The organism is Cohnella sp. (genome assembly GCF_041641335.1).
Lineage (GTDB): Bacteria > Bacillota > Bacilli > Paenibacillales > Paenibacillaceae > Cohnella.
On sequence record NZ_JBEPYQ010000001.1, the window covers coordinates 145,089 to 158,489 of the forward strand.

Consider the following 13,401-nt stretch of genomic DNA (forward strand, 5'->3'; position numbering starts at 1 on the left):
TTTCGATTAAGCCGATTTGGGTTACAATGGGACGATACCAACGAGACAGAGAGGGAGAGAAAGATGCCATACCGCCTCATAGCCATGGATCTTGACGACACGCTGTTAACGGACGAATTGACGGTGACGGAAGGAACGCGCCAAGCGATGAATGACGCGATCGCCCGGGGAGTCCATATTACCATCGCGACGGGAAGAATGTTCGATTCCGCGCAGAAGATCGCCCGACAAGTCGGACTGAACGTTCCTATCATCACCTACCAAGGCTCGCTGATCAAAAATCTGCTGGACGAAGAGGTGCTCTACGAGCGCTCCATTCCGGTAGAAGTCGCGAGCGAACTGTACGAATACTGCCTGGCCAACGGCCTGCACCTGCAGAGCTACATCGACGACAAGCTGTACGTACCCGAAGATAACGACAAGGTCAAAGGCTACGTCAAGCAATCCAAGATCCCCTATTTTGTAGAAACGGACTTTAAGCGCATTATCGAACATCCGAAGCAGACGAAGCTGCTCATCATCGACGAGCCCGCGAAGCTGGACGCGCTGCTGCCCGAGTTGAAAGCCCGTTTCGGATCGCAGGCGCATCTGACCAAGTCCAAGCCGAACTACTTGGAGTTCCTGCACCCGGAAGGCACCAAAGGGCATGCGCTGCGCTTCCTTGCCGCCCATTACGGCATTCCGATCGAAGAGACGATCGCCATGGGTGACGCGATGAACGACCACGAGATGGTCGAAGCGGCCGGACTCGGCGTCGCGATGGCCAACGCCGTTCCGGCGCTGAAGGCGGTCGCCGATTACGTCACGCTGTCCAACAACGAGGACGGCGTCAAGCATGTTATCGAGAAATTCGTGCTGAACGCATAAAACGAAAAGGCTGTTCCGTCAGCGAAGCCGTCAATCCTTACGGCCTTGCTGAACGGAACAGCCTTTTTCTCTTAGTCGCCCGAATCACCCTATCGACAGAGCGTTGCGGGTCGCCAAAATATACTTGGAAGTATCAAGCGGATTAACGCCGCGTCTTCTCCTCTCCGCGTTCACGTCGCGAGGACATTCCTGATAGCCGTCGAAGTAGGTCGTCAGCGTCCCTCTTCCTTTGGTCATCGACCCCAGACGGGCCGGAAAATCCAGAGAAGTGGCGACGGGAAGTCTCCCTTCCAGCTCCATGCGGCCTTGGCGAACGACCGGCATGTCGAACTCCCCGCGCATGACGGACAGCTCGCTCATCAGCTTGCCGCCGAACTCCTCCGGCGTCGACAGCCGGAAGCGCAGCATCGGCTCCAGCAGAATCGTCCCCGTATTCGCCAGTCCGTCCATTATGCCCATCGGCGTCGCCACGACGAAGTCGAGCGGATGCGTATGCCAGACATGGTGCTCTCCTTCGATCAACGTCACCTTCAAATCGGTAACCGGCCATCCTTTCAAGCCTTGCTCAAGCGCCTCCGGCACGCGTCTGGCCACCTCGTTCTGGTAGCTGTCCAGCAGCCTCTCCGGACGGACGATCGATCGGTACTCCAGGCCGCTTCCCCGCTCTCCCGGTTCGATGACGAAGCGCAGAATGGCCCAGCAGGGCTTCGGCATCGTATACGCGACGAAACCTTCCCCCTTGCGCGCCGGCGTCTCCTTGTAAATGACCGAAGGCTCTCCGAAATTAACTTCAAGCCCGTACCGGCTTAACAGCATCTGCCCCAGCACTTCAACCTGGATCGGCCCCATGACGCGCAGGTGAAGCTCGCGGTCCTCCTGCAGCCACTGCACGTCGAGGTACGGATCTTCGTCCGCCAGTTCCTGCAGCGCGGCAACGACAGCCGGATATTCCGCTTCGCTGCGCCAATGCGCCTGCACGGTAAGCAGCGGTTCGGCCAACCGCCGGACCCCCGGCACGCCTTCGCTCGTGCCGATGATATCGCCGATCCTCACCCGGCTCCATCCGCAGACGACGGCAATATCCCCTGCCTTCAGAATACCGACGTCCTCACTGCGCTGCCCGTCCATTTTGCGAATCTGCGTCACTTTCTCCTCGATATTCAAAGAATGATTGTGTACCGTATCCCGGTTGCGCAGGACTCCCCCGTACAAGCGAACATAGGCCAGTCTCCCCATCGTCGGGTCCTTGTCCAGCTTAAACACGACGCCGGACAACGGCTTCTCTTCCTTGCCCTCCGGAGGGGGCAGCAGTCCGACGATCATGTCCATGAGCGCGTCGACGCCGATGCCGCGATTGGATGCCCCGTAGAGGACGGGAAACAGCTCGCAACGCCGAACCCCGTCCTGCAACGCCGGAATCAGCTCGGAATCGTCCAGGCTTCCCCGCTCGAAATACGTTTCCAGCAGCGCATCGTCCCGCTCCGCGATCTTCTCCGCCAATCTTTCTCGGTCAGCGCGCGCCTGCTCCGACCAAGCAGCTCTGGCATCTTCGCCGACTTGCAGCAGCTCGATCGGACCGGAGAACGCTCCTTCGACATCGCCGCAGTTCTGCACCGGAACCGCGTTCGCGGACAGCAGCCGGCGAATCTCTCCCAGCACACGCTCGGGTTCCGCTCCTGTGCGATCCAGCTTGTTCATATACAGCAGCGTAGGAATCCCCAGATCCCGAAGCGCCTGCCAGATAACCTCCGTCTGGGCCTGCACGCCTTCTACGGACGATACGATCAGAACGGCTCCGTCCATGACCCGTAGCGACCTCTCCACCTCGGACAGGAAGTCGACGTGCCCGGGCGTATCTACCAAGTTGATCCGAACGCCCTTCCATTCGAATCTCGTAACGGCGGAACGTACCGAGATTCCTCTCGCCCGTTCGACCTCCAGCCAATCCGTCTGCGCCGTCCCGTCGTCTACGCTGCCCAAGGAGCGAATCCGTCCGCTCCGATACAGCATTTGCTCCGTCGTCGTCGTTTTGCCCGCGTCGACGTGAGCGAATATCCCGACATTTCTCATATGTCCTCCGCTAGGATCGGTTAAAAATCGTGAACAAAAGCCCGCACGGTCCGAAGACCGGCGAGCTAAGATAAGTGGCGGGAGTATTCATTCCCAAAGCTTCTTCTCCAACGTAAATGCCTTAACCGTGCCCGCAGGGCGAACGACAAGCTCTTGGTCGACGACCTCGTAGCCCATATTTTGATAAAGCACCAGATTGTTCTGCACCGATTGGCGCACCTTGCAGCGGCTGATCTTCTTGCTTTTGGCGATGCCATGCGTCTCGATCCATTTCACCAACTGCCTTGCGTATCCTCTTCTGCGGCGATGAGGAGCTACCGACAGGCGGAAGAAATAGATGGCGTCGCCGTCATACTTGAAGCGTACCATCGCCACAGCCGTGTCTTCCTCGTACAGGATCACGGCCGATTCGCTGCCGCTGCGCAGCGCCTCCAGCACCGATTCTTCCGTTTCGTCCAGCGCGCTAGAAGGAGGAATCGCCGTGCGGTATTCCTCGAACGCCATCCTCATCAAGGAGTATACCGTATCCGCATCCTCCGGAGTCGCTTCGCGAACATGCACTTCCGGTTCTTTCTTCAGCTTGACGAGAGGCTCGGCGGGAGCTTCATCGGGCTCGGCCAATGCGGCTTTCTCGACTTCTTCTCCATCGGCCGTCGCCGCGGCGGCTGCTGTGCGGTTCCTCGCCGAAGGAGGAGCCACGTAAGTTCCGCGGAAATAATCCCGAGTCGGCTTAAGCAAGAACATGAGAATCAGCACAGTAGACAGCATAAACTGCAATTGATTCGTAAGCATGGAACACAATAAAAGAACTATGGATATCAGCATCGTGAAAAAATACTTTCTCTTGTTAATCATCACGATCATGCCGATCATTGACAGCAACGTAAGCGCCATGTACAAAATCATGAATGACCAGTTTGCTCCGTTGTCGCTGCCGTTGAACTCGTCCAAATTCGCCAGCAGCGATCCGACGCTCAGTAAAAACATAACGAGCTGAAAATAAAGAATCATGAGCATAATACGTATCGTGGTTGGTTTCTGCAAATGATAGTCCTCCCTATTGGCTGCGCAATTCCTGTTCTAATCTACAATTATAACAAAAAAAACAGCCCAGCGGTGTATAGCCTTCCCGCTAAAACTGTTTTTTACCAACCCGTCCGCTCATTGTCCGGCCAGTACCTGATACCAGATCCCCCGCTTGGAGTACAGCGTGTCCCTGACCTCGCCCCATCCGCCCAAGTAATCGATCGTGAACAGCTCCGGCGGCTGCGGATAACGGTCTCCCATCTGCGCGGCCAGCGCCTCGTTCACGGGCCTGAAGCCGTGCTTGGCGAACAGCTTCTGGGCTTCGTCCGAATAGAGGAATTCGACGAAAGCGTCGGCGACTTTCCTCACTCCGTGGCGATCGGCATTGCGGTCGACGACCGCCGCGGGATTCTCGATCAGAATCGTGCTCGGCGGCACGACGATATCGTACTCCACGCCTTTGGCGATTCGCGCCAGCAGCTCGTTCTCGTAGGTGATGATAACGTCCCCGACCCCGTATTCGAAGGCGGCCATCGAGGCTCGCCCGCTCTTGTCCATCGATTCGATATTGCGGTGCACGTCCACCAGGAATTGCTTCGCGGCTGCCGCATCCTTCGTTCCCGTCTCCAGCTCCGCCTTCTTAAGACCCGCCCCATAGATCGCGTTGATGTCCCACTGAGCGCCTCCCGACGTTTTCGGATTCGGGTACAGCACCTTCACGCCCGGCTTCGTCAAATCTTCGAAATCCCGGATACCGAGCGGGTTTCCCGCCCTCGTGCCGAGCACGACGATCGAGCGCGTGATCATCCCGTTCATTCGAGCTTTATTCCATTCCGGAGAAACGAGTCCGGCGCTCACCAGCTTATCCACGTCCCCTTCGAGCGCGAGCAGGGTCACGTCCGCATCGAAGCCACCGATGATGGAACGGGTCTGCGTGCCCGAAGCTTCGTACGACTCCTGGAAAGCGACTGTCTGTCCCGTAGTTTCCTTCCAATGGGCTTTGAAAGCCGGGATAATCTCCTGAAGCGCGTCCTTCGCGACCGAATAAGCGCCGATCACGAGCGTGACGTCTCCCGCTTCCGCGGGAACGTCCGAAGAACCCGGCTCTTCGCGACCGGCTCCGCAAGCCGACAGGACAAACGCCAGCATAGATAGAATAAATACGCTATACAAAGCGGTACGCCCGATTGCGAGCGTACGGTTTTCCCTCTTCATCGCAACCTCCCGGTGCCTTCGTAGGCTCCCATCCGTCATCCGTCCGGCCTTAAATGTGAACCGGCATCGGATCTTCTTTCAGTTTGTTCTCCATGACCCAGCTGTCCGTATCGTTGAACAGATAAGCCCGGTGAATGAGCACCCGCACCTCGTCGCCCGGCTGCAAAATCTCTTTCTCCAAGGAACGGTAAGTCACGAGCTTCGCCGCTCCGATCTGGACCTCCACCAGCCATTCGCTTCCGCGGAAATGAATGTGCCGGACGCGTCCGGTCTCCGTCGCCGACAGCAGCTCGAAATCGGACGCTTTGCCGATCTCGACGTATTCCGGACGGATAAGCGCCTTTGTGCCGGGCTCGGCCGATCCGCCGAAGCCCCGCAGCGCCGAGACGTCTTCGATGATCGTCGACTCGCCGATAAAGCTCGCCACGAACGGGGACTCCGGATTTTTATAGATTTCCCAAGGCGTGCCCTTCTGCTCCAGGCGCCCTTTGTTGATGATCATAATTTGGTCCGCCACTTCGATCGCTTCGTCCTGGTCGTGCGTGACGAAGATCGACGTAATGCCGAGACGATCGATCATCTCGCGCAGCCAGGAGCGCAGCTCGTGGCGAATCTTCGCGTCGATCGCGGCGAACGGCTCGTCGAGCAGCAGCAACTGCGGCTCGGGAGCGAGCGCCCTGGCGAACGCGACGCGCTGACGCTGACCTCCGGACAGTTGGTGCGGATAACGCTTCTCGAAGCCCGACAGTCCGGTCAGATCGACCAACTCCGCCACCCGCTCTTTGATCTTCTGTTTCGACCACTTTTTCACTTCCAGGCCGAACGCGATGTTTTCCGCCACCGTCATATGCTTGAACAGCGCATAGTTCTGGAAGACGAAGCCGATTCCTCTCTCTTGGGGAGGAAGGTCGTTCACCCGCTTGCCATGAAACACAATATCGCCGTCGTCTACCGTTTCCAGACCGGCGAGCATGCGCAGAATCGAAGTTTTGCCGCCGCCGCTGGGCCCGAGCAGACCGATCAATTGGCCCTTCTCGATCTCGAAGTTAACGTCCGCCACCGCTTGGAAATCGCCGAATTTTTTGTTTAATCCGCGAACCTCGATATGCATCTCAATGCACTTCCCTTCTCGATTTGGCCCATTCCATCAGCAGAAGCAGCGTAACGGAGCCTGCCGCCAGCACCAAGGCGATGGAGTTCGCCGCGGTAAGATTAAAGTTCTCGACATCCTGATACACGAGCGTGGTCGCCGTCTGCGTCTTGAACAGAATGTTCCCCGACACGACGAGCACGGCTCCGAATTCTCCCATGGCCCTGGCGACCGTCAGCACGACGCCGTAGACGACGCACCAGCGGATCGACGGCCAAGTGACGCGCCAGAACGTCGTCCAAGCGCTTGCTCCGAGCGTCGCCGCCGCTTCCTCCTGCGCGCTGCCGATTTCCTGCAGCACCGGCATCACTTCGCGCACGACAAGCGGGAACGTCACGAACAACGTCGCGATGATCATCCCGGGAAGGGCGTAGACGATGTTGATCCCGGCCTTGTTGAACAGCGCTCCCAGCGCCGTCTCGGGACCGAGCAGCAGCACGATCATCAAACCGCCGATAACCGGCGACACCGCGAAAGGCAGATCGACAATGCTGTTGAGCAATTGTTTGACTTTATTGCCAAGCCAGGTCGCCCGAACCAGATACAAGGAGAGCATAACGCCGAACAGCGTATTGACGATCGTGACGATGACGACGATCAGTCCGGTCATGTACAGCGCGTGCAGCGTTTCGGGTCTGGCCAATCCTCTGGCGAACCCGCCCCAGCCCTCGTCGAAAGCGCCCATCGCGATCCGAATGACGGGAATGATGAGCAGCACGCTGAACACGGCGACGGTTAATCCGATCCACAGCCTTCTCATCCGTTCTTCCTCCTCATCTGGACGTAATTAACCGTCCACAGAATCAGGAAGGAGAACGTCAGCAGCAGCACGCTGACCGCGGTTGCCCCGATCGCGTTGTCGCTCTCGATCTCGCCGAAAATATATACCGAAGCGATCAGCGTCTTGCCCGGAATGTTCCCGGCAACGAGCACGACGGCCCCGAACTCCGCAAGCCCTCTGGAGAACGCCAGCATCGCGCCGCTCAGAATGCCCGGAAGCATACTTGGAAGAATGACCTTCCAGAACGTCGCCGCCTTCGTCGCCCCCAGCGTGTACGCCGCTTCCTCCTCCGAAGAGTCCATCTCTTCGAGCAGAGGCTGAACCGCGCGGATGACGAACGGGAAGGTGACGAATACCATCGCGATCACGATGGCCGGCTGATGGAACAGAATCGTAAAGCCAAGCTTCTCGGCCAGTCCTCCGACCGAGCTGCGAGGACCGAGCAGCAGCAGGATCATCAATCCCGCCACCGCCGTCGGCAAAGCGAAGGGCAGATCCACCAGGCTGTTCAGCAGCCGTCGTCCCGGAAACCGGTAGCGGATAAGCACCCACGCCGACATCGTTCCGATGAACATGTTGATGACGGTGGCGATCAGCGCCAGCTTAACCGTGAGCAGCACGGCTTTCCAGGCGAGCGGTTCCGTAATGTTATCGGCGAACGCCGCCCATCCCGACGAGAAAGACTGCCCGTAAATCCCGATAATCGGAAAAATAATGAGCACAATGAAATAAAGCATGACGGTGCTGCGAAATCCCCAGCTCCACCAGCGACCCTGCAGCATGGAACTCACGTTGACGCGTACCCCCCGAGCTTTTGAGAGCTGTATATAAGATAATTCCTATTAAATTAGTAGGTATTGATACTTTACCAGATAACGGCTTCTCCCGTCAATCCATATTCGGAGCAGCAAGCGCAATTTCATTAAAAAATCTAATGCACCCTATTCAATGCGCTTATAAATGGCGAGTCGGATTTTGGGCTTTTGTCGGTGGATGGTATAATCAGGGGGAAGGGAGGGTTGATTGTGCTGATCAAGGAAACGCTGTCCACGTCGCGTCGCGACGAGGTGATCGACATCACGAGGCAGGTTGCGGCCGCCGTTGTCCGCTCCGGCGTAACCGAAGGAGCCGTCATCGTCTACTGTCCGCACACGACGGCCGGCATCGCCGTTAACGAGAACGCCGATCCGGACGTCAAACGGGACGTGCTCATGCGGTTGGACGAGGTCTATCCATGGGAGCATCCGAAATATCGCCACGCCGAAGGAAATACGGCCTCCCATCTGAAAGCGATCACGACCGGAACGTCTCAAACCGTTATCGTGACGGGAGGAAATCTGCTGCTCGGACGCTGGCAAGGCATCTACTTCTGCGAATTCGACGGACCGCGCGAACGGACTTTCTACGTGAAGCTCATCGAAGGGTGACGGCATCAGGCTCGTTCGAGCCGAGACGGGTCACCCCTTCTTCGAGGGAATAACATTTGAGTTATTCGCCTTCAATGAAGAACAACTCTTTACCGGCTTCGATCACGGCTTGCCCCTGCGTCAAGTCCGTCATCCAGGCTTGAAAACGTTCCGCCGCCTCTCCGGCTTCGGGGTAACAAGGCACCCTTACACGATCCGTAAAGGAAACTTCTCCCACCCTGAAGCCACGGCCCCTCAGCTCGTTCTCCAGCTTGCCGTACCAAGTATAGTCTACGTCGACGACGACTTCCCGATGCAGCACTTTGACGATCGGGTCCGCCGCGTCGATGCCGACGACGGCCCCGTCCGTATACGCCCTCACCAAACCGCCCGCTCCCAGCATAATGCCTCCGAAATAGCGGGTCACAACGACGACGACGTTTTTCATGCCGCGGTTTTTGATCACTTCCAGAATCGGCTTGCCCGCCGTTCCGCTCGGCTCTCCGTCGTCCAGCGCCTTCTGGAACTGGTCGCGCTCGCCGATCAGGTAGGCCGAGCAATTGTGCGTGGCGTCCCAGTGCTTCTTCTTGATTTCTTCTATGAAAGCGACCGCTTCCTCTTCGGTCTCCGCCGGCTTGGCATAACCGATGAAACGGGATTTCTTGATGACGATCTCGTCCGATCCGAATTGTCTGACGGTTGAATATCTGGGGAGCATGGGTCGACCTCTCAATCGCAACTTCACCCTCTGAGGGCTTCTTTTTCTTTTCATACTATCATATCGGAGGCATCGGTGGAACTTGCGGGAACCGTTAGCGAGAGGCATGAGGGATACGAATCGGGCAGACGGCCTGCCGTCCTGCCGTGGGCGGCTCGGTCCGGAGGGAATCTAGCGGATGAAAGCATATGGTAAACATGCTATAATTATGGGTGCAACCGAGAAGAGTACAACGAAGTCCTTTGTGAACCTTCGCTATACGACAAGAAACGGGGACTTGGGAAGGGGGGCTGGGCATGTTTCCGAAGCGACTGAAGCAATTGCGGAAAAAGAGAAAAATGACCATGCAGGAAGTGGCCGATTGCGTCGGAGTCGCCAAGAGCACTTACGCGGGATACGAATCCGGATACCGGCAGCCCACGATCGAGTCCATACAGACGATGTCGAGAGTGCTGCGCACGTCCGCGGATTATCTCCTGGGCCTTACCGATTATCCGGACCCGCCTGCGGAGCTCAATCACAACGCGAAAGAGTACTTAAATGTGGAGCAGCTTCATTGGGACGGAGTTCCACTGGAGAAAAGCGATCTCGATCTCATTCGCAGCCTGCTCGAACGAATGCTTCGCGACCGCGCCCTGGCGAACAAAACCGATTCACCCTCCGAGTAATTGCGCCGCCTTGGCGTTCGACTCCGCCTTAAGCTCTTCTTTGGCGGCGTTAAAAGATTTCCTCCACTCTTCGATGGCTTCCGGCGATACGGAATCGTTCTCCGCGTCTCGGATCAGTTCCTTGAACTGACCGTCGCAATCGGATTCCGCGGCCGCCATATTTTTCGTCAGGCTCGACTGCCACGCCTGAATCGCGAAAGGATCCCTCTTATCCACTTGCTGCAAGCCGGATTCCGCCTCGCTTAATGCCGCTTTCATCCCTCTCGTGCACTGGGCTTGGATTTCCTTGATTTCCTGATCGTAATCGCGCTTGCCGCTTGCCGCCGGAATCGTCGGAGCTTCATTCGGTTGCGCGGATTCCTTCGTCCCTGCGACGTTCGTCTCCTTCGTATCTGGACGGGCGGCAGACTTGGATGCGTCTGAGGGCGACTGCGCGGAGGCCGAGGCCGGCGGTTCGGATTCGGCTGGAGCTTGTTCTGCGGAATCGGGTGTTTTGGGAGTTCCGGCTTTTTCGGATCCGGTTGCAGACCGTACCGGCGTTCCCGGCTTCGCAGCCGTCCCTTGATTCGACTTTGCACCGCTCTCCCGTCCCGCCTTCGCAGTCTCGTCTCGGCCAAGCTGCTCGTCGGAGCCGCCCTTGGAGTCCGGCGCTGAGGCCTGCTCGTCGCCCTCGGGCAAATACGAGTTCTCCGTCTCGGTCGCGTACGTATCATCCGGCTCCGGCTCCGGCGATTCGACATTCTCCTCCTCCGACGACAATTCGAGAGCTGCCTGCCACGCCATCTGCGATTCCGGTTCACCCAGCTCCTCCGCAGCGGCGGCTGCCGCAAGCTTGCTCTGGGAAGCTTCCCGCATGTGCAGCCCGCCCCATAAAATCAGAAGAAGAACCACCAGCGAGGATAACGTGACGATTGCGGCGTCCGGCTTCGGAAACTCGCGCCTTCTTCTTCGTCGCACGCGTTTCTTGCCCATTTTTCCCTCCCCCTCCCCTATTCCGAAAACAGGGCTGCCCCATAATGGAACAGCCCCTGTGCTAACTTACAAATCCAACAAACTTTGAATAATGCGGGTCGTCATCCGCAGCGTCAGCTTCTTCGTTTCAGCGATCGCTTTGTCCTTCTCCCGTTTCGGAGCCTCCACGGCCTGAATGCGGGTGACGGTATCCTTGTTAAGCTGGATCACTTCCACCAGAAGCTGGACCTTCTCCTCGTCGCCGGTTGCGCCGTTAAGCCTTCTGCCGACGTCGTTCAGCTTCTCTTTCACATCCTTGACGATGTCGTCGACGGACTCCGCGTAGTCCTCGTTCACCAGCGTCACTTCCTGCCGGAACAAAACTTTCCCGCTGCGGAAGCTGCGATCCGTCCATACCGCTTGAATGACGGCCGTGGCCTCCGCGATCTTCTTCGGAATCGTGACTTTGCCGTTGGAAGTCACGCTGACATCCCTGCTTCCGGACACCTTGCTCCATCTCAGGACGGAGGACGGAATCTCGACGCCAAGGAACGTCAATCCGTATTGGTGCTGGCGACCGTTCGCCGTAATCTCCACCACTGGCACAGCTTCGGCGCGGATCGTGGCAACGTTCCACGCTGTGGCGGCAAGTTCGTCGTAGCGAAGCTTGCCCTGGAAGTTGGCGATGACGGAGCCGATATCGGCCGGCCGAACGCCCAGATTGGACAACGCGGCGCTTAACGGATAGGCTTCGGTTCTGGACAGAACCGCCGCGATCGCTTGATTGCGAACCGCTCCCTGCCTTTCGGGACTATCGAGCAGCCGTCCCAGCTCCGACGGTCTCATTCCGGCCACGATGGCGCGGATTTCTCCTTCGACGCCTCCGCGGCTTTCGCCGTCTCCGAACCAGAAAATCAAATAATCGTCCATTGTCAGCCGCTTGATCCCCGCCGCCTCGGCGACCGTCTGCAGCGCCGCCCGATGTTCCGGATCGGCGAGCACGGCTTGCAGCTCCGAAGCCTGGGCATCGTAATGAATCGCGCCGACGGCTCTCACCGCTTCGAAGAGCTGAAGACGCAGCGCCGCCTGATCGACGTCCGCCGGCAGACGAGGCGCGATGCTCCTCCAGACCGGATCGATCAACCGTTGGTTAGCGGCTGCGTTCAGACCGGCGAGCTCGTCGCGCAGGTTGCGCACGGCGCGGGCGTCCGATGGATCTCCCGCAAGGAGCGCGTCGCGAATGAGGCTCATTCGGGCGATGAACGCTTCGACCGGGAAGCGGTCGCCTTCCGTCTCTTTGGCCGTCAGCGTAATCTGCTGTTCGAAAACCACTTTCGCTACCCCGTTGAGAGGGTTAACGAGACTGGCTCGAATGACCGCCGATGCGCTTTCGACGCCTTCGGGAATCGTAACGACTCCCTCCGGAGTAACGGTTGCTTCCGGATCTCCCGACGCCTTATCCCATCTAAGCAGGAAAGCGGGAACCTCCGTTCCGTGTACCGTCAAAACATAACGATGCTCTCGCCCGTCTTCGCTGATCTGCGCGTTCGCTTCGGCGACCGTGCGGATATAAGCGATCAGCAGCGCGCGAACGGCGGGCTCGTCCTTCTGCAGCTTGAGCTGAAGCCCTCGGACGGCGGCCCCGATATCTCCTGCCGTGATGCCGAGGTTGTTCAGCAACTGGCTCACTTTGTAGTTGTCCGTATCCCTGAGCACGCTGTCGGTTGCCCGGATCAGCACGTCCGTCAATTTTTCCTGACTGGCCAGCACCATCGCCATTTCCACCGGCGACAAACCGGAAAGCATGTCGACGAGCGCACCCTCGATGCCTTTGCGCGCGCCGCCGTCTCCCAGCACGAATTCGACCGTATCCTTGAACGTCACGTTCACCCCGCCGCCGGCCGATTCGATCAGCCGAACCAGAGCGATGAATTCCGGATTTCTGCGGATGGCCTTGTATTCCGACAGCTCGGGGTCGTACCGGGCGGATGCGATCGCTTTCGCAAATCTAAGCAGATTGGCTTTCGCCGCCTCGCCGTCGACCCCTTCGGGAAGCTTGCCGCTGATTTTGCTCCAGATCGGGGCGATCAACGGCTCGTAGTCGGCCTCGCTCAGTCCGGCGAGCTCGATGCGCAGATTTTGTACGTCCTGGAAGTCCGCCGGATCGCCGGCAGCCAGCGCAGCGAACAACTCGTTCACGCGATCCAGAATGCCCGAAGCCAGCAAGCTTGCCCATTCCGCCTGATCGTCATACGGCGGCGCGACAATCGGCGGTTCTATCACCGGAGGCACCGCTTCCGGAGGTTCTACTACCGGCGGCTCTACCACTGGAGGTTCAGTCTCCGGGGGTTCCGCTACAGGCGGCTCGGTACCCGGCGGTTCTACCACTGGCGGTTCCGTCCCTGGCGGATCTATTACCGGTAACTCCTCGGCATACGCCGTTTGCAGCCAGCCGATCCTAGCCTCCCCTCCTTTGTCTCCGAGCGGTCCCCCGCCTATCGAGGTTACGGCCATTGCGGCCGCAAGCGCCGATAGCGTGATCTTATTGC

The 13,401-nt window shown here is 58.4% G+C and carries 12 protein-coding genes; 3 read left to right on the forward strand and 9 right to left on the reverse strand.

The window, feature by feature from the left end; genetic code table 11:
• Positions 1–63 precede the first annotated feature (63 nt).
• Positions 64–867, forward strand: coding sequence for a Cof-type HAD-IIB family hydrolase (locus ACESLM_RS00615; protein WP_372629012.1), 804 nt, complete (start codon positions 64–66; stop codon positions 865–867).
• An 84-nt stretch (positions 868–951) separates the two neighbouring features.
• Here ACESLM_RS00615 and ACESLM_RS00620 read toward each other — a convergent pair whose 3' ends face one another.
• From ACESLM_RS00620 to cysT, 6 genes are all read right to left on the reverse strand, one after another.
• Complete coding sequence (locus ACESLM_RS00620) at positions 952–2,937, reverse strand: GTP-binding protein (protein WP_372629014.1); 1,986 nt, start codon at positions 2,935–2,937, stop codon at positions 952–954.
• Between the two features lie 87 nt (positions 2,938–3,024).
• A complete protein-coding gene (locus ACESLM_RS00625; RefSeq protein ID WP_372629016.1) occupies positions 3,025–3,981 on the reverse strand; it encodes a GNAT family N-acetyltransferase in 957 nt (318 codons plus the stop codon).
• 117 nt (positions 3,982–4,098) lie between these two features.
• A complete protein-coding gene (locus ACESLM_RS00630; protein WP_372629018.1) occupies positions 4,099–5,178 on the reverse strand; it encodes a sulfate ABC transporter substrate-binding protein in 1,080 nt (359 codons plus the stop codon).
• Positions 5,179–5,227: 49 nt separating this feature from the next.
• The gene (locus ACESLM_RS00635) at positions 5,228–6,289 is read right to left on the reverse strand and encodes a sulfate/molybdate ABC transporter ATP-binding protein (RefSeq protein WP_372629020.1); all 1,062 of its coding nucleotides are present in this window, start codon (positions 6,287–6,289) and stop codon (positions 5,228–5,230) included.
• Position 6,290: 1 nt separating this feature from the next.
• Positions 6,291–7,088 (reverse strand): sulfate ABC transporter permease subunit, encoded by a 798-nt coding sequence (locus tag ACESLM_RS00640; protein WP_372629022.1) that lies wholly within the window; start codon positions 7,086–7,088, stop codon positions 6,291–6,293.
• Positions 7,085–7,891 (reverse strand): sulfate ABC transporter permease subunit CysT, encoded by an 807-nt coding sequence (gene cysT, locus ACESLM_RS00645; RefSeq protein ID WP_369827059.1) that lies wholly within the window; start codon positions 7,889–7,891, stop codon positions 7,085–7,087. Before cysT ends, ACESLM_RS00640 begins: the two co-directional genes overlap by 4 nt.
• Positions 7,892–8,134: 243 nt before the next feature.
• Between cysT and ACESLM_RS00650 the strand changes: the two genes are divergently transcribed.
• A complete protein-coding gene (locus tag ACESLM_RS00650; protein WP_372629024.1) occupies positions 8,135–8,536 on the forward strand; it encodes a secondary thiamine-phosphate synthase enzyme YjbQ in 402 nt (133 codons plus the stop codon).
• A 61-nt stretch (positions 8,537–8,597) separates the two neighbouring features.
• Here the strand turns inward: ACESLM_RS00650 and ACESLM_RS00655 are convergent, their stop codons facing one another.
• The gene (locus ACESLM_RS00655) at positions 8,598–9,233 is read right to left on the reverse strand and encodes a YigZ family protein (protein WP_372629026.1); all 636 of its coding nucleotides are present in this window, start codon (positions 9,231–9,233) and stop codon (positions 8,598–8,600) included.
• 296 nt (positions 9,234–9,529) lie between these two features.
• On the opposite strand from ACESLM_RS00655, the gene ACESLM_RS00660 reads away from it, so the two are divergent.
• Positions 9,530–9,901 carry a helix-turn-helix domain-containing protein gene (locus tag ACESLM_RS00660; RefSeq protein ID WP_094045229.1) on the forward strand — a complete coding sequence of 124 codons (372 nt, stop codon included), beginning with the start codon at positions 9,530–9,532 and terminating at the stop codon, positions 9,899–9,901.
• Here ACESLM_RS00660 and ACESLM_RS00665 read toward each other — a convergent pair.
• Together ACESLM_RS00665 and ACESLM_RS00670 are read right to left on the reverse strand one after the other, a co-directional pair.
• Positions 9,887–10,873, reverse strand: coding sequence for a prolipoprotein diacylglyceryl transferase (locus ACESLM_RS00665; protein WP_372629028.1), 987 nt, complete (start codon positions 10,871–10,873; stop codon positions 9,887–9,889). The two genes, ACESLM_RS00660 and ACESLM_RS00665, sit on opposite strands and share 15 nt — an antisense overlap.
• A 66-nt stretch (positions 10,874–10,939) precedes the next feature.
• The coding region (locus ACESLM_RS00670) for a hypothetical protein (protein ID WP_372629030.1) at positions 10,940–13,401 on the reverse strand (2,462 nt) is incomplete at its 5' end.